Annotated in this window: 17 protein-coding genes; all 17 read right to left on the reverse strand. The window is 66.6% G+C overall.

Features of this window, described 5'->3' with window-relative positions:
- Nucleotides 1-5 precede the first annotated feature (5 nt).
- A complete protein-coding gene (locus tag H0I86_RS02325; protein WP_016704452.1) occupies nucleotides 6-1,235 on the reverse strand; it encodes a beta-ketoacyl-ACP synthase in 1,230 nt (409 codons plus the stop codon).
- Nucleotides 1,235-1,963: a 3-oxoacyl-ACP reductase FabG gene (gene fabG / locus H0I86_RS02330; RefSeq protein WP_180923838.1), complete on the reverse strand. Its 729-nt coding sequence runs from the start codon at nucleotides 1,961-1,963 to the stop codon at nucleotides 1,235-1,237. The genes H0I86_RS02325 and fabG overlap by 1 nt, the downstream gene beginning before the upstream one ends.
- Nucleotides 1,960-2,433 (reverse strand): hotdog family protein, encoded by a 474-nt coding sequence (locus H0I86_RS02335; protein WP_180923840.1) that lies wholly within the window; start codon nucleotides 2,431-2,433, stop codon nucleotides 1,960-1,962. Before H0I86_RS02335 ends, fabG begins: the two co-directional genes overlap by 4 nt.
- The gene (locus H0I86_RS02340; protein ID WP_180923842.1) at nucleotides 2,430-3,626 is read right to left on the reverse strand and encodes a beta-ketoacyl-[acyl-carrier-protein] synthase family protein; all 1,197 of its coding nucleotides are present in this window, start codon (nucleotides 3,624-3,626) and stop codon (nucleotides 2,430-2,432) included. Before H0I86_RS02340 ends, H0I86_RS02335 begins: the two co-directional genes overlap by 4 nt.
- On the reverse strand, nucleotides 3,623-4,108 hold the full coding sequence (locus H0I86_RS02345; RefSeq protein WP_180923843.1) for a DUF3261 domain-containing protein: 486 nt from the start codon (nucleotides 4,106-4,108) through the stop codon (nucleotides 3,623-3,625). The genes H0I86_RS02340 and H0I86_RS02345 overlap by 4 nt, the downstream gene beginning before the upstream one ends.
- Nucleotides 4,105-4,851 (reverse strand): class I SAM-dependent methyltransferase, encoded by a 747-nt coding sequence (locus tag H0I86_RS02350; protein WP_180923845.1) that lies wholly within the window; start codon nucleotides 4,849-4,851, stop codon nucleotides 4,105-4,107. The genes H0I86_RS02345 and H0I86_RS02350 overlap by 4 nt, the downstream gene beginning before the upstream one ends.
- Complete coding sequence (locus H0I86_RS02355; protein ID WP_180923847.1) at nucleotides 4,848-6,095, reverse strand: NAD(P)/FAD-dependent oxidoreductase; 1,248 nt, start codon at nucleotides 6,093-6,095, stop codon at nucleotides 4,848-4,850. Before H0I86_RS02355 ends, H0I86_RS02350 begins: the two co-directional genes overlap by 4 nt.
- A complete protein-coding gene (locus tag H0I86_RS02360) occupies nucleotides 6,082-7,257 on the reverse strand; it encodes a cation:proton antiporter (protein ID WP_180923849.1) in 1,176 nt (391 codons plus the stop codon). Before H0I86_RS02360 ends, H0I86_RS02355 begins: the two co-directional genes overlap by 14 nt.
- Nucleotides 7,254-9,587 (reverse strand): MMPL family transporter, encoded by a 2,334-nt coding sequence (locus H0I86_RS02365; RefSeq protein ID WP_180923851.1) that lies wholly within the window; start codon nucleotides 9,585-9,587, stop codon nucleotides 7,254-7,256. The genes H0I86_RS02360 and H0I86_RS02365 overlap by 4 nt, the downstream gene beginning before the upstream one ends.
- A complete protein-coding gene (locus H0I86_RS02370) occupies nucleotides 9,571-10,278 on the reverse strand; it encodes an outer membrane lipoprotein carrier protein LolA (protein ID WP_258019389.1) in 708 nt (235 codons plus the stop codon). Before H0I86_RS02370 ends, H0I86_RS02365 begins: the two co-directional genes overlap by 17 nt.
- Nucleotides 10,275-10,700, reverse strand: a complete 426-nt coding sequence (locus tag H0I86_RS02375; protein ID WP_038582673.1) for an acyl-CoA thioesterase — start codon at nucleotides 10,698-10,700, stop codon at nucleotides 10,275-10,277. Before H0I86_RS02375 ends, H0I86_RS02370 begins: the two co-directional genes overlap by 4 nt.
- On the reverse strand, nucleotides 10,693-12,237 hold the full coding sequence (locus tag H0I86_RS02380; RefSeq protein ID WP_180923853.1) for an HAL/PAL/TAL family ammonia-lyase: 1,545 nt from the start codon (nucleotides 12,235-12,237) through the stop codon (nucleotides 10,693-10,695). Before H0I86_RS02380 ends, H0I86_RS02375 begins: the two co-directional genes overlap by 8 nt.
- Nucleotides 12,218-13,183: a lysophospholipid acyltransferase family protein gene (locus H0I86_RS02385; protein ID WP_038582669.1), complete on the reverse strand. Its 966-nt coding sequence runs from the start codon at nucleotides 13,181-13,183 to the stop codon at nucleotides 12,218-12,220. The genes H0I86_RS02380 and H0I86_RS02385 overlap by 20 nt, the downstream gene beginning before the upstream one ends.
- A complete protein-coding gene (locus H0I86_RS02390) occupies nucleotides 13,180-13,914 on the reverse strand; it encodes a glycosyltransferase family 2 protein (protein WP_180923854.1) in 735 nt (244 codons plus the stop codon). The genes H0I86_RS02385 and H0I86_RS02390 overlap by 4 nt, the downstream gene beginning before the upstream one ends.
- 98 nt (nucleotides 13,915-14,012) lie before the next feature.
- Nucleotides 14,013-15,692, reverse strand: a complete 1,680-nt coding sequence (locus H0I86_RS02395) for an acyl-CoA synthetase family protein (RefSeq protein WP_180923856.1) — start codon at nucleotides 15,690-15,692, stop codon at nucleotides 14,013-14,015.
- Nucleotides 15,689-16,234 (reverse strand): COG4648 family protein, encoded by a 546-nt coding sequence (locus tag H0I86_RS02400; RefSeq protein WP_180923858.1) that lies wholly within the window; start codon nucleotides 16,232-16,234, stop codon nucleotides 15,689-15,691. Before H0I86_RS02400 ends, H0I86_RS02395 begins: the two co-directional genes overlap by 4 nt.
- A complete protein-coding gene (locus H0I86_RS02405; RefSeq protein WP_007926835.1) occupies nucleotides 16,231-16,485 on the reverse strand; it encodes an acyl carrier protein in 255 nt (84 codons plus the stop codon). Before H0I86_RS02405 ends, H0I86_RS02400 begins: the two co-directional genes overlap by 4 nt.
- Nucleotides 16,486-16,489 lie beyond the last annotated feature (4 nt).

Below are 16,489 nucleotides of genomic sequence, written 5' to 3' on the forward strand. Positions count from 1 at the left end.
TAACGTCATTGAGGCCAGCGGCGGAAGATCAGCGAAGTGTTGACGCCGCCAAAGGCAAAGTTGTTGTTCATCACGTATTCGCAGCTCATCTGCCGGAATTCGCCGCGCAGGTAATCCAGTTCGCCGCAGCGCGGGTCCACCGTATCGAGGTTGAGGGTGTGCACGTAGAGGTCGCGGTTGAGCATCTCGATGCTGAACCAGGACTCCAGCGCGCCACAGGCCCCCAGGGTGTGGCCGAGGAAACTCTTCTGCGAACTGATGGGCATCCGGCTGCCGAACAGGCTGCTGGTGGCCAGTGTTTCGGCAATGTCGCCCTGTTCTGTAGCGGTGCCGTGGCCATTGACGTAACCGATGGCCGAAGGCTCGAGGCCGGCGTCTTCCAGGGCCAGCTCCATGGCCCGGCGCATGGTGGCCTGCTCCGGACGGGTGGTGTGCTGGCCGTCGGCGTTGCTGCCGAAACCGACGATCTCGGCATGGATATGCGCGCCACGGGCCAGGGCGTGTTCCAGCTCTTCGAGCACCAGCATGCCGCCGCCCTCGCCGATCACCAGGCCGTCGCGGTCGCTGTCGTAGGGCCGCGGGCTGGTGTGCGGGGCATCGTTTTTCAGGCTGGTGGCGTAGAGCGCGTCGAACACCATGGCTTCGGTCGGGCACAGCTCTTCGGCGCCGCCGGCGAGCATCAGCGGCAGGCGGCCGAACTTGATCGCCTCGTAGGCGTAGCCGATGCCCTGGCTGCCGCTGGTGCAGGCGCTGGACGTCGGGATCAGCCGCCCGGTGAGGCCGAAGAAGATGCTGATATTGGCTGCGGTGGTGTGCGGCATCATGCGCACGTAGGAGTTGGCGTTGAGGCCTTCGGCGACCGAGTTCAGCAGCATGTTGCCGAACGCCTTGATCTCGTCGGTGCTGCCGGTGGACGAGCCGCAGGCCACGCCCATGCGCCCGTCCTTGATCGACTCGTCACCCAGAAGGCCGGCATCGGCCAGGGCCTGCTCGGCAGCCCCCACCGCGAGCCGCGACACCCGGCCCATGCTGCGCAGCTGCTTGCGGGTCCAGTGGTCCGGTACCTTGAAGTCGTCCACGGGGCCGGCCAGGCGGGTATTGAGTTCGCTGAAGCGATCCCATTCGTCCATCCGGCGAATGCCGCTGCGGTTAGCGCCGAAATTGGCGGCGATGGTGTCCCAGTCGCTGCCCAGCGAAGTGATGCCGGCCATGCCGGTGACGACCACACGTTTCATCAGACCAGGCCTCCGTTGACCGCCAGCACCTGGCGGGTGATGTAGGCGGCCTCGGCGGACATCAGGAAGTTCACCGCGCCGGCGACTTCCTCCGGGGTGCCCATGCGCTGGGCCGGGATCATCTTCAGCAGCTCGTCCACCGGCACGTTCTCGTCGAGCATGGCGGTGTCGATCAGGCCTGGCGCCACGCAGTTGACGGTGATCTTGCGTTTGCCCAACTCGATGGCCAGGGCCTTGGCGGCGCCGATCAGGCCGGCCTTGGACGCGCTGTAGTTGACCTGGCCACGGTTGCCGACCTGCCCGGACACCGAGGCGATGCAGACGATACGCCCGGCGGCACGGCGCCGGATCATCGGCATCATCACCGGGTGCAGGACGTTGTAGAAACCGTCGAGGTTGGTGCGCAGCACGGTGTCCCAGTCGTCTTCGCTCAGGGCCGGGAAGGCGCCGTCGCGGGTCAGGCCGGCGTTGAGCACCACGCCGTAGTAGGCGCCGTGGGCCTCCACGTCGGCTTCGAGAACGGCCTTGCAGCTGGCGCGGTCGGTCACATCGAATTGCAGGATGCGTGCCTGGCGCCCCAGGGCCTCGATTTCGGCCTGCACGGCTTCGGCTTCGCTGCGACCGCTGCGGCAATGCAGGATCAGGTCATAGCCGCCCTGGGCCAGGCGCAGGGCAATGGCGCGGCCGATACCACGGCTGGAGCCGGTAACCAGTATGGATTCAGTCATGGCTGGACTCCTGTTGATAAAATGGGGGATTCGTTCAGGTAGCTGTCCGCCTGGGGCGGACAGAACACGTTGAGGCGGGCGACGGCCTGAATGCCGGGGGCACTCAGGTGGCATTCGAATACGCCCATGCCGTTGTCGTCTTGCAGGGAGCGCAAGGCGTGAATCTGCAGTTCGCTGCCGGCCGGGAAGTGTTCCACATTGCATTCGAACTTGCGGGTGCCGAGCAGGAACCCCAGCTCGACGGCCTGGCCTTTCTGGCGCGCATGGCAACCGGCGTAGGCGGCGATGCTCTGGGCCATTATTTCGATGCCGACCCAGGCCGGCAGGCTACCGTCGGCACGGTTGAACAGGCCACCGGGACGGACGGTGAGGCGGGTGTGGATCTGCTCTTCATCGAACGCCAGGACCTGATCGATCAGGATCATGTCGCCCGCGTGGGGCAGCAGTTCGGCGAGCGGCCAGTCAATCATGGGGCGTCTCCGATAATCAGGCTGACGTTGTTGCCGCCGAAGGCAAAGGAGTTGCTCATCAGGCAGCGCGGAGCGGTCTGCTCCAGACGTGTGGTGGCGGTGACCCAGTGCAGCGGTGGCAGTTGCGGGTCGGCCTGGGCGTCCCAGACATGGGGCGGCAGGGCGTGCGCGCTGTTCGCGGCGGACAGGCTCAGCCAGCAGAACGCCGCTTCCAGGGCACCGGCGGCGCCCAGGGTATGGCCGCTCATGGGCTTGGTCGACGAGCAGGGCACGCCGGCCGGGAACAACTGGTCGACCGCCAGGCTTTCCATGGCGTCGTTGTGCTGGGTGGCCGTGCCGTGCAGGTTCAGGTAGCCGATCTGTCCGGCTTGCAGGCCGGCGTTGTGCAAGGCCTTCTGCATGGCTTGCAGGGCGCCGCGCCCGCTGGGTTCGGGCGCGGAAATATGGTGCGCGTCGGAGCTGGCGCCGGCGCCGAGCAAGGCGATCGGTTGCGCTCCGAGGGTTTCCTTGCTCATCAGGAACAGCACGGCGGCTTCGCCGATATTGATGCCATCGCGGTTGACCGAGAACGGATTGCAGCGCTGGTCGGACACCGCTTCCAGGGCCGAGAAACCGTTGAGGGTCAGCTTGCACAGGCTGTCGACGCCGCCGCACAGCACCGCGTCGCACAGGCCCAGGTCGAGCAGGCGGCGGGCGCTCATCAGCGCGCGGGCGCTGGAGGTACAGGCGGTGGAAATCACGTAGGCCGGGCCGCTGAGGTCGAGCCAGTCGGCGAGAAAATTCGCCGACGCGCCGAGTTCCTGCTGCCGGTAGTCGTAGTCGACCGGGAAGTGCCGGTCGCGCAGGTAGTGGGCGATGCCGCGGCTGGCTTCGTCGATGCCCGAGGTGCTGGTGCCGAGGACGATGCCGATGCGGTTGTGGCCGTAGCGGGCGATGGCCTGGTCGATGTCGCCACGGATCTGCAGGGCGGCCTCCAGCAGCAGCTGGTTGTTGCGGCTGCTCTGCTGCCCCAGCTCAGGCGGAATGCTCGCCAGCGGCCCCTGGACGGCGGCCACCGGCACGCTGCGCTCCGGCACCCAGCCGGCTTCGGCGCGCATGCCGGAGCAGTCGCCGGCAAACAGGCTGCGGGCCACTTGCTGCTTGTCGCGCCCAAGGGCACAGATCACCCCGAGGGCATTCAGGTAGGCCGTCATGAGGCGTTCTCGGCGGTCAGCGGGCTGATGTGGTAGTACAAGCCCTGGGGCAGCTCCAGGCGGAAATCCAGGGCCTGGCGATAACGGACCTGCCAGTGCGGGGCGAGGTCACGCTGCGCGCCGTGCTGCCGGGCGGCTGGATAATTATCTCGCAGTTCGCCCGCGGGCGTCAGGGCGAACAGCAGGGCGGCGAACAGTTCGCGGGCCTCCGGGTTCGGCGGCAGCAGGCCATCGGCCTGCCAGCGACCGTCGATCAGTTGCTGGCGCGCCAGGGGAATGCCCAGCGGGTCGAGCAGCGACCAGCGGATGCCCGGCCCTTCGGCCTGGATCACCAGCAGCCAGTCCTGGCGCTGCCCGGCCTGTTGCCGCTCGACGTGCAGTTGCAGCGGCAGGGCCAGGCTCGGGGTTTTCTCGGGCAGCGGCGGCAGGCTGGCGCAGGCGCTCAGCAACAGCAGGCAGCCGACGAGCAGGGCACGGATCATCCGGCGGCACCTTCGTGCAAGGGTTTGCGGGCGACCACATTGACCAGGGTTTCTTCCCGTTGGCCAAAGGGTTTCGGGCGGCGCAGGCCGAAGCGTTCGAGCAGCCCGAAGTCCTTGGCACGGCTCCACCACAGATAGGGATAAGACACATTGCGCGGGGTAAATTCAAAACCCTGTCGTCGGATCATTTCCAGATACTGCGCCGCGCTTTTCTGTACATGCATCGGGTGGCGGAACAGCCAGCGGATCACCCAGGTGTCGATGTAGGCCTCGGTGGATTCGGCGAACAGCAGGTAACCGCCCGGCTTGAGCACGCGATAGAACTCGGCCAGGGCTTTTTCCTGTTCCACCAGGTGGTGAAAGGTTTGATGGCAGAACAGCAGGTCGACGCTGGCATCGGCCACGTCCAGGGTCGCGCAGTCGCTGCCGATCAGCTCGACCTGCAGGCCCTGGCGCGCCGCCTCTTCGCTGCTGAGCCTGAGGCTGTGCGGGTCGGCGTCCAGGCCGATCAGGCGCCGCGGGGCGAACACCTGGCGCAGGTACTGGAACGACTTGCCCTGGCCGCAGCCGGCATCCAGCAGCACCGGGTTGGCCGGTGGCTCGTCGTCGAACAGGCGGCGCAGGTCGTTGATCGCCACCCGCAGCACATGGTGCTGCCAGGTATGGCTGCGCAGGAACCAGAAGCCGAAGCGGGTTTCCTCGACGTAGCTGGCGCTCAGGTACTGTGGCTGGGCGTCGTTCATGGAGCCTCCATGGCGCAGATTTCCGAGAGCATGCGCAGCCGGCGCTTGGGTTCGCTGACGAACGGGTTGCGTTCGTCCCAGGCATAGCCGGCGAGGATCGAACTGATCATCCGGCGAATCTCCGGCGAGCTGCCCGGGTGGTAGATCACGTCCTGGAAGGTGCCGGCGTACCAGCCTTCGACGTAGCAACGGAAGGTGTCGACACCGCGCTTGAGGGGGATGGCGAACTCTGTTTCCCAATCGACGCTCTCGCCCTGCAACTGCCGATGCAGCACGGCGGCGGCCATGCTCGCCGAACGCATGGCGATGGTCACGCCGGAGGAGAACACCGGGTCGAGGAACTCCGCGGCGTTGCCCAGCAGCGCGAAGCCCGGGCCGTGCAGGGTCTTGACGTTGGCCGAGTAGCCGCCGATGGTCCGCGCCGGGATGTCCCAGACGGCGTTGTGCAGGACCTTGGCCAGGCTCGGGGTTTGCTCGATGAAACCGCGCAGGCACTGGTCCAGGTCGTTGTCGCGGCCATCGAAGTGCTCCTTGGCCGCCACCACGCCGATCGAGCAGCGGCCGTTGCTGAACGGGATGGTCCAGAACCACACATCGCGTTTGCTGGGGTGAGTGGTGATGAGGATCTTTTCCCGCTCGAAAGCCGGGCTGTCGATGTGGTCTTCGATATGGGTGAACACCGCCTGGCGGACCGGGAAGTTCGAGGGCGCTTCCAGGTCCAGCAGGCGTGGCAGCACGCGGCCGTAGCCACTGGCGTCGAGCACGAAACCGGCCTCCACGCGGTACTCGCTGCCATCTTCGCGCAGCACCTGCAGCTGCGGCCTGGCCAGGCTGAAGTCGGCGCTGACGATGGCCTCGCCATAACGCACTTCAACGCCTTGCAGGGCGGCCTGATCGGCCAGCAGCTTGTCGAAGTCGGCGCGTTGCACCTGAAAGGTGGTGGGCTTGCCCTCGCTGAAGGTGTCGCCGAAATCGAAGGCGCTGTAACGCTCGCCCCAGGCGAACGCGGCGCCGTTCTTCAGCTGGAAGCCCGCTGCGTTGACCGCCTCGAGCATGCCGGCCTCCTCGACGAAGTCCAGGCAGTGGGACAGCAGGCTTTCACCGATCGAAAACCGAGGGAAATGCTGGCGCTCGACGATCAGCACGTCGTGGCCTTTGCCCTTGAGCAGCGCGGCGGCGATGGCGCCCGATGGGCCAGCGCCGATCACCACAATCTGGCGGCGTTCCATTTCAACTGTTGGCACTGGGGCTCCTTGCCGGTTCGGCGATGTTCGGGGTCGAAGGGACCAAAGGTGTTCGGTGCAGCCCGGCCAGGGCCGGCATCAGGGTGGCGATCAGGCCCATGAGCATCAGCGCGAAATACAGCGCCGGACTGATCAACTGTTGCTGCAGCAGCAGGTTGAGAAAAACGATCTCGCTCAGCCCGCGAATGTTCAGCAGCACGCTTTCCCGCCAGCGGCTGGCGCCCTTGAAGGAGGCGCCGGCCCAGCCCAGGCCGAGCCAGTTGCCGAGCAGCTTGCTGGCAATCGGCAACAGCAGCAACGCCCCCAGCTGTACCCAGCCGAGGCTGTCCATGGCGCTGTGCACGTTGATCTGCACGATGCCGAACGTGAGGATCAGCGGGATGGCGATAAAGGTCTGCAAACGGCTCATCCAGGCTGCCTTTAACGGCAGCACCAGCGGCACCTTGAGAGCGGCCATGCACAGCAGGTAGCCGATGCCGAAAATCAGCGCGTTGAGCTTGTAGTGTTCGGCCACCACCAGCAGGCCGAAGAAGCCCAGGCTGTGCAGCAGCGGCTGGCGCAGGCCGAGGCCGCGCAGGAGCAGCGGCAGGCAGGCGCCAGCCAGCGGCAGCAGCAGGCTGCTCAGGTGCAGGCTGCCTTGGGCGACGCCGAACAGGGTCCAGCAGCCGAGGTCGATGAGGATCGCGGTCTGTACCAGGCGCCGGGTGGCCAGCGGCGGGTAGTCGATGTGCCGCAGGTACAGGTACAACACCGGAATCGCGGTAATGGCGAACAGCAGGCCGACCGCCAGGGAACTCAGCCAGGGTTGCGCCGGCAACAGCCAGACCGCCGTCGCCAGGCCGCAGGCGAAGGGAATGGCGAAGCTCGGCAGGGCGATCTTCAGGCTCTGGCGATCCAGGCGCAGGTCGATCACGTCTCTGAGGATATGCCCCAGCAGCAGAGCGAAACTCAAGCCGTACAGGTTCTTCAGCCAGGCCGGCGAGACCAGTTGGGCGCCACTCAGTTGCCAGTGCGGTTCGATCCAGAACAGCATCAGCAGCGGCAGGCCGAAGGTCGCCAGCAGCAACTGGCTGACGATCGGGATCAGGCCGAAACGGCTGCCGATGCGGGTGGCGAGCGCGAACAGCAGCAGCGCCATGAGCCAGAACAGGGCAGTCATCACAGGGCAGGCTCCGTAGCGGGCTGGCGCTGACGACCGGCCCAGGGCGCCAGGATAAAGCTGAAGGCCAGGCCCAGGCTCACCGACAGGCCGAAGTTGCTGACCGCCGGGGTGCTGGAAATCGCCAGCAGGCCGAACGACAGCCAGGTGGTCAGCGCTGCAAGCAAGGTGCCGAGCAGGCTCACGGCGGCCCCGCCGACCTGTTCACGCATGAGGATGGCGTAGTCGACGCTGATGGCGGTCACCAGCAACAGGCCGAACAGACTGAACAGGGTCAGCGGTTGCCCCAGCCAGCCCAGGCTGGCGAGGCTGCACAGGGCCGCCAGCAGCGGCAGGGCGACGAGGCGCAGGGCGCCGCCGAGGCCGAACGGCAGGATCAGCAGCAAGACGATCAGCACGCAGGAGGCGAGCTTGAGCTCGGCGGCGCTGACCTGGGTGGCGGCGAACACTTGGTTCAGCTCGCCCAGGCGATCCACCAGTTGCACCCCGGGCAGATCCTGCGCCTGGATCCGCAGCAGCTGTGGGTTGTTCAGCCCCTGCAGGCTGACCATGGCCGCCACACCGTTATCGGTGGGGCCCAGCCACAAGGTGCGGTAGGGCTCGGCCAGCGGGCCTTGCAGGGCGCTGTCGATGTCTTCGTCGGGCAGTGCCCGCAATTGCGCGAGTTCCGCGTTCAGGGCCGCCACCGGGACCCCGAGATCCAGCAGCGGCTGCCAGTACCGCGGCAGCTCGTCCAGGGCCTGGCGCAGGCGCTGTTGTTCGCTGGGCAGGCTCACCAGCTGGTTGAGCGACAGGTAGCCCTGGAGTTTTTCCAGGTTGACCAGTTGTTCCAGGCGCTCGCTCAGGGTGCCGAGGCGTTCGAGCAGCTGTTGCTGATCGGCGCCGCGCACCAGGAAAAACTGGCTGGTGGGCCGGTAGCCGGTAATCCGCGCGATGGCCTGGGCTTCGTTGAGCAGTTGTGGCGGCGCGCCGATCCACTGGCGGATATCGTTTTTGCTGTCGAGCTGCCACAGGCCACCGGCGCAGAAGGTGATCACCAGCGCCAGCAGCCAGGGACTGGACACGCGCTTGAGCAGCTGCGTGCGCAGGTTCAGCAGCCATTCGGCCACGCGCAGCGGCCATTGCGCCGGTTGCAGCTCGACGCCGCGCAGCAGCGCCGGCAACAGGCACACCGCGCTCAGGTAGGCACCCAGCAGCCCGGCGGCGGAAAACACAGCGATCTGGGTCAGGGCCGGGAACGGTGTCCAGGCCAATGCCAGATAGCCGATGCAACTGGTGGCCAGGCTCAGGCTCAGCCCCGGCAGGGTCAGGCGCAGGGCCGGCCAGCTGTGCCAGGGGCGCAGGCTCCAGCTCTTGGACAGGTAGTGCAGGGGGTAGTCGACGGCGACGCCGATCAGGCTCGAACCCAGCACCAGGGTCATCACGTGCATGTGGCCGAAGAAGGCCACGCAGGTCACCGCGCCGAACAGCATGCCCACCAGCACCGGCACGAACGCCAGCAACACCCGCCAGCGACGGAAGGCCAGCAACAGCAGCAGGAGGATGCCGACGGTGGCGCCGCCGCCGACCCAGGTGATCTCGCGGGAGGCTTGCTGCTGGCCGTTGGCGGCGTAGAGCAGGCCACTGGCGGCCAGCAGCTGGACGTCGGCCTGGGCGGCCTGTTCGCGGCTGTGCTGGAGCAAGGCCGCCACCTGCAGCGGCAGTTGCATGTCGAAGGCGTTGCCGGTGGTGCGTGCTCGCAGCAGCACCCAGCTCTTGCCGTCGGCATCGGCGATCAGGGTGCCGCTGCCGATGTCCAGTTGCACCGCGCCACGTTGCGGCTGGCTGTTCTGGATGCGTCCGGTCAGGCCCAGCCAGTCGTCCTGGCTCGGGACCAGGCTGAAACCGCTGAAGGGGTCGAACAGCGCCTGTACGCGCTGCTGGATAAAGGCCTCGGGGTGCTCGATCAGTTGCTGGCGATCGGCAGCAGCAAGCATCGCCAGGCGCCCTTGCAGCAATTGCGTGCGCAGCGCCGGCAGGTCGGCCTGCAGGTTCCACTGGACCTTCTCGAACAGCCCGCTGGCCTGCCATTGCTCACCCAGGCGCCGGGCCATGGCGATGGCCTGCTGGCGCTCGGCGTGACCCACCAGCACCAGCATTTCGCGGTTCAGCGGTTCCTGCATGCGCTGTTCGGCCTTGAGCTCCAGGGCATCGGGGTCGGTGCCCGGCACCAGCTCCATGAGGTTGGCCGACAGTGGCGCACCATGGCGCCACTGCCAGCCGGCCAGGGCCAGCACGGCCACCAGCAGGAGCAGGAACAGGCGCGGCCACCAGCGTTCACTCGGCAAAGTCATGTTGCTCCGCGTCGCTCAAGGGCTGGTTGCTGATGCTGTCGTGCATCTTCAGAACAGTGCTGTCGCCCTGGGTTTCCAGCAACTCGATGCGCTGCACCAGTTCGCCACCGTCGATGTTGATCTGGTTGAACACCTGCTTGAGCAGCAGCGAACGTGGGGTCAGGGTCAGTTTCCAGGCCTTGGCGTCGCCGGCCAGGGCCAGCTCGAAGTCTCGTTGCAGGCCACTGCTGTCGCCTTGCAGCACGGCGAGGAACAGGCGGTTCTGTTCGGCCCCGGCGCTCTTGTTCGGCAGCATTTGCCAGCCGCTGCCATCCCGGCGGGCGATGCCTTTGCCGGTGATGCGGTAGTCCTGTTGCAGCGGTGTTTTCAGCAGCCACAGCAGGCCATGGTTCTTCGCCAGGACGAAGCTGCCCTTGCTGGTCAGCGGCTGGGGCAGGGCGCGCAGGTGTTTCTCCTGGACGAAGCTGCCGTGGATCACCTCGGGTCTGGCCAACTGGTCGCTGAGCTGTTGCAGGTCGAAGGCATTGGCCAGCGAGCTGAAGCCGAGCGCCAACAGCAGGCCCAACAGCCTGTAGCCGCGGCCGCCGGGCTGCGATCGAGCGCGTAGCGGGCGTGGCGTTTCGCTGCTCGGGGTTTGCAGGTGCTGCCCACCTGGTCGCAGTCTGCGCCAGCGGCTACCAAGGGCTCTCATGGCAGCATCCTTTCCACGGCATCGGTGAACACCTTGGGCGAGGCCAGCTGCATTTCGCGGCTGGCGATCTCCACCGCCACCTGCACCGAGCTGGCGCGGGTCAGGCGTTCGCCGGTTTCCAGGTCGCTGATCAGGTAATTGATCTTCAGGCGGTTTTCCCACTCCACCAGGCTGGCGCGGACATTGAGCTTCTGCCCGAATACCGCGCCGCGCACATAGCGCAGTTGCAGGTCGATCACCGGCCAGGCGTAGCCGGATTCGAGCATCTGGTTGTAGTTGTGGCCGAGCTTGTCGAGCAGGGCGCAGCGGGCCACTTCCAGGTACTTCACGTAATGCCCGTGCCAGACCACGTGCATGGTGTCGACGTCGAAAAACGGCACCTGGATCTCGGTGTCCGCGTGCAGCACGCCCCGACTACGCATGCAGCCTCCAGTGTTGCTCGGCAATGCGTTGCAGGCACAGGCGCAGCTCGCCTTCCAGGGCGCGGTCCTCGATCACCGGCGGGAAGTCCTTGGCCAGCTCTTGGTGCATGGCGGCCAGGGCCGGCGGCAATGGCCGTGCCGCCTCGGCCTGGCCGCGCAGCCAGACGCCCTGGTTGGCGGCCAGCAGGGTAGCGGCGGCGACCTGTTCGGTCAGCTCCAGCACGCGGATCGCATCGCGGGCGGCGATGGTGCCCATGCTCACCTTGTCCTGGTTATGGCATTCGGTGGAGCGCGAGAACACGCTGGCCGGCATGGTGTTTTTCAGCGCTTCGGCGGTCCAGGCGCTGGTGCCGATCTGCACCGCCTTGAAACCGTGGTTGATCATGGCACGGTCCGCCGGGGCGCCGGACAGGTTGCTCGGCAGGCCGTGGTTGTAGCGCTCATCCACCAGCAGTGCGAGCTGGCGGTCCAAGAGGTCGGCGACGTTGGCCACCAGGTTCTTCAGGCTGTCCATGGCGAAGGCAATGTGCCCGCCGTAGAAGTGCCCGCCGTGCAGCACGCGCTCGGCCTCGGCATCGATGATCGGGTTGTCGTTGGCGCTGTTCAGCTCGGTTTCGATAAAACCGCGCAGCCAGCCCAGGCTATCGGCCAGCACGCCCAGCACATGGGGCGCGCATCGCAGCGAGTAGCGGTCCTGCAGGCGGTGCAACGGTGCGGTCGGCGCGTCGATGGCCAGGTCCTGGCGCAGCCAGGCGGCGACCTGTATCTGCCCCGGGTGCGGCTTGGCGGCGAACAGGCGCTCGTCGAAGTGTTCCGGGTTGCCCTGCAAGGCGACCACGTTCAGCGCGGTGATGCGCGTGGCCAGTTGCAGCAGGTAGTCGGCTCGGGCGAAGGCCAGGCAGGCCAGGCCGGTCATCACCGCGGTGCCGTTCATCAGTGCCAGGGCTTCTTTTGGGCGTAGTACCAGCGGCTCCCAGCCCAGCTCGCGGTGTACCTCGGCCGAGGTCCGGCGCTCGCCGCGGAACATCACCTCACGCTCGCCGGACAGGGTCGCGGCCACGTAGGACAGCGGCGTCAGGTCGCCGCTGGCGCCCACCGAACCCTCTTCGGGGATCAGCGGCAGGATGTCGTGTTCGAGGAACGCCTGCAGGCGCTCCAGCAGTTCCACGCGCACCCCGGACACGCCGTGGCACAGCGACTGCAAGCGCGCCGCCAGCACCGCGCGGGTGGCTTGTGCATCCAGCAGCTTGCCCAGACCGCAACCGTGGAAGGTGTACAGATGACGGGGCAGCGCCTCGACGTGTTGCAGCGGCACCGCGACCACGCAGGAGTCGCCGTAGCCGGTGGTCACGCCGTAGATCACGCCTTCCTTGTCCAGCAGCGAATCGAGGAATTGCGCGCCCTTGGCGATGCGCTGGCGGAATGCGCTGTCGCCTTGCAGTCGGGGCGGCGCCTGACGGTTGGCCAGGGCCAGCACGTCTTCGATGCGCAAAGGGAGTTCGCCGAAGGTTACCGGCTCAAGCGGATGCGTCGTCATCGGTCTTCCAGAAAGGGTAAAAGTTGAACCATTGTTGGGGCGCTTCGAGGCAGTACTGGCCCAGGCGCTCGGCGTAGCGGGCAGTCCACTGGGCGATGACCTGTTCGCGGTCGCTGCGCTTCCATGCCACGGCCTCGGTGAAGGGCTCGAGGAACACTCGATAGCGACCATTGTTTTTCAGGCACAGCAGCAGGTTGACCGGGCATTTCAGCAGGCCCGCCAGCAGCCACGGCCCCTGGGGAAAGGGCGCCGGATGGCCGAGGAAATCCACCCGAACGTTACGCCCGCCATGCAGCGGTACACGGTCGCCGGCAATCGCCAGCCACTCGCCGCGATCCAGGCGCTGGCTCAGTTGCAGCATGACCGCCGGGTCCAGCTCGCTGACCTGGATCAGCCGCAGGTTGGTGGCCCCGGCCTCGCCCAGCAGGCGATTGAAACGTTCGGCGTGCTTGGTGTGCACCAGCACGTTCATGGTGACCTTCTCGCCCAGCTCGGCCAGGGCGCGGCAGACTTCGAGGTTGCCCAGGTGCGCGCCCACCAGCATCTGTCCGCGGGTGCCACGCAACTGGTCGCGCAGCCGGGCCGGGTCGACGATCTCGATCTGTTCCAGGCGCAGCTTGCCGTTCCACACGTCGAGCTTGTCCAGCAGGGAGTCGGCGAACGCCATGAACTGGCCAAAGACCCGCCAGTGGCTGGGACGCAGCTCGGCCTTGCCGCTCCAATCGGCCAGGCGCTGCTGGTACAACCAGGCGCTGCGGCGGGCACCGCGGCCGAACAGGAAAAAGTAGAAAACGATGATGTACAGCACCGGGCTCAACACCCGGCGCCCGAGCACACGCACGCCCAAGGCGGTGAGCTTCATCAGCCAGAAACTGCCGCGCTCCTTGTGCTCGGCCCAATGTTGCTTGTCCGGCTGTTTGTCCTGTTTGTCTGGTAGCGCCGTCATGCTTGCCACCGTCGCCAGAGGATCAGCGGCGCACGCAGCAACATGCCGAAGAACAGCCGGGCGTGCATGCTGGAGATCAGCAGGTTGTCGTGGAACAGGCGAAAGTGCGACAGGCCATCCACCGGGTAACGGACCTGGGTCGGCAACCAGCGCATCGGCTGGTTGCGCCAGGACAGGCGCACCAGAATATCGGTGTCGAAATCCATGCGCTGGCCGATCTTCACCGAGTCGACCAGCGCCAGGACTGGCGGCAGGGGGTAGACCCGGAAGCCGCACATGGAGTCGGGGATCTGCAACGACAGGGTATTGATCCAGACCCAGACGTGGGTCAGGTAGCGCGCGTAAAAACGGCCCTTGGGCACGCTGGCGTCGTACTGTGGATAACCGCAGACCAGCGCTTCGGGGTGGGTGCGGGAGGTGGCGATAAAGTTATCCACATCGCGCAGGTCATGCTGACCGTCGGCGTCCACTTGCAGGGCGTGGCTGAAGCCCAGGCGCGAGGCTTCGCGCAGCCCGGCCATGACCGCGCCGCCCTTGCCCTGGTTGACCGCGAGCTTGACCAGGAACACCTGTTCGCGCTCGGCCAGCTGTTCCAGCACGGCGGCGCAGGCCGGGTTGCTGGCGTCGTCCACCAGCACACAAGGCAGGCCGCTGGCGAGCAGGGCGTCGACCACTGCCGGCACGGCGGCTTCGTGGTTGTAGACCGGGATCACGGCGCAAGGGTTATGCATGGGGGTTGCCTCCCAGGCGTCCGCCGCGCGGCCGATCGCAGCCTTCGTCAGCGGCTGCAAAAAGCCGCTGGGGGCTGCGCTCGCCTGGGGTCAATAACTTACCCACAGGCGTTCTCCAGCAGGATGCGGCCGCTGGAGCAGGCGGCGGTGTCATTGCGATAGGCAAAGTAGAGTTTGCCGCGCTCATGATCGAAGCGCAGGTGCAATTGCACCTGGTCTCCGGGGCGCACCAGTTGCTGGAACTTCAGCACTTCCATGCCGGCAAAGCGGCCCGGCAGACCGAGGAACTGCTGGCCCAGGGCCAATGCCCAGTCCACCTGGACCACGCCCGGCAGCACCGGGGTCTGGGGGAAGTGGCCGCTGAAGTAGGCCAGGTCCGGCGGGATCGCCAGTTGCAGGCTCCATTCGCCGTCGGCCTCGAGCTGTTCCAGCACTTCCGGCGCTCGTGGACGCGGGGCCAGCAGCAGGGCTTCGACATCGGCCTGGGGCAGCTTGCCCTGGCTGTTCAGGGGCAACTGGCGCAGCAGGCGCCAGCGGCGTGGTAGCGCCAGGGCCTCGCAATACTGGCTCAGGTGCTGACGCAGGGCTTGCGTGAGGGCCCGACGACCCTGATTGCGCAAGGCGTGCAGGCCTTGTTCGCTGAGGACCAGCAGCGCGCCGAGGGAGGCGCGGTTTTCCCGGACCACCCCAAGGCGCGCTTCGGCGACCCAGGCATGCCCGATGAGGGCCTGTTCCAGCATCGGCAGGGAAATGCGTTTTTCTTCCAATTTGACGATCCGGTCCAGGCGCCCGAGCAGCTCGAAGCGCCCATCGGCGGCGATGCGCGCGGCATCGGCGGTGTGTTCGACATGCCCGGCCGGCAGGTAGGGCGAGGCGATCAGCAGGGCGCCGTCGCTGTCCTGGCTCAGCTCGACGCAGGCGAAGGCTTGCCACAGGTTGTCGCCCTGGCGCCAGGCAATGCCGCCGGTTTCCGAGCTGCCGAGGATCTCCGTCGGCCATTGTCGCAGGCGCTGGTGCAGGCCTTGCGCGGCGTCGGCGGGCAACGCGCCGCCGGAGGAAAATACCCGGCGCACCGGGCTCAGGGCCGGCCAGTCGAGGTTGTCGCCCATGCGCTTGAGCAGCGCCGGGCTGGCGACCCAGGCAAAGGCCGGGTGTTCGCGGCTGGCGCGCTGCAGGTCTTCCGGGAACGGCAGCTGCCGGCGGACGAAGGTGCGCCCGGCGCAGAGTGGCCAGAGCACACGGAACAGCAGGCCGTAGATATGCTGGGTGGCGACGCTGCCGATGATGCAGGCCTGGCCCAATCCCTCGCCCCACAGTTGCTCCAGGGCCTCGACTTCGTTGGCCAGCTGGCGCAGGGATTTGTCGATGCGCTTGGGGTCGCCGCTGGAGCCGGAGGTGCACAGGCTCAGGCGGCAGGTGTCGAGGTCGAGTTCGGCGGCGGGCAATGGCGGCTGGTCGAAGTCGGCCAAGTGGGCATCGCCGGGCTGGTCGGTCAGCCACAGATCGACCTGGGTCGACCAGCGTTGCCGGGTCTGCGGTTGCAGGTCGGCGGGCAACAGTACGCTGACCCCGGCACGCCAGGCGCCGAGCAGGGCGATGGCCAGCTCGGCGGCATCTTCCAGGTGCAGGGCCAGGCGCTGTACGCCCCTGGCCTGCAAGCCCGCGGCCAGGCTCAGGGCCTGGTGCCGCAGCTTGCTGTGATCGAGTGCCGGTTCGAGCGTGACGGCCCGTTCCGGCAGCGACTTGAGCAGCAGGTGCTCAAGTTTTATCCAATTCATGCGCGGCCTCGTACGCGTTGTCGTAACAGCCATTCAATGGCAAACAGCAAACCCATCAACCCGTAGGCGATCAGGCCGTTGTACAACGTCCACCAGCTCAGCGGCGCCCACAGGGTCAGGGCGGCGGCGAGCAATCCGTTACAGAGGAAAAATACACTCCAGGCGACAGTCACCTGGCGGGTATAGCGAATCGCCTTTTCCGGCAGTTCCGGCTCGCCGAGGCGGGCCAGGCGTTCGGCCACCGGCGGGCCGAATTTCAGGCTCAGGCCGAACAGCGTGAGCATGAAGCCGCTGACCAGCACCGGGTACCAGCGCAATAACGATGGGCTGTCGAACAGCGCCAGCAACAGGCAGAAGACCAGGGCCGCACCCGCCATCGACAGGCTGCCGGGACGCCGTTCGCCGGTCAGGGCCCGGGCCAGCCACAGGCTGCCGAGCAACAGGCCGAACTGCCATGGCGCGAAATGCTCCATGCCGAAATACACCGCAAAGGGATACAACAGGCCCGCCAGCAGCAGGCCAAGGCCGATCAGCCGGCTCATGCGGCCGGCTGGACCAGACGGTATACCGCCTCGACCACGTCATTGACGGTACGCACCGACTTGAATTCCTCGGCGGCGATTTTCTTGCCGGTCTTGCGCTTGATGTGATCGATCAGGTCGACGGCATCGATGCTGTCGATTTCCAGGTCTTGATACAGGTTGGATTCCAGGCTTACGCGTTCCGGTTCCAGTTCGAAGAGTTCCACCAGGGCATCACGCAAGGTGTTGAAGATGTCGTCACGAGTTTGCATGGTC

Origin of the sequence: Pseudomonas chlororaphis subsp. aurantiaca, from assembly GCF_013466605.1 — a bacterium.
In the GTDB taxonomy this organism is placed as follows: Bacteria; Pseudomonadota; Gammaproteobacteria; order Pseudomonadales; family Pseudomonadaceae; genus Aquipseudomonas; species Aquipseudomonas chlororaphis_I.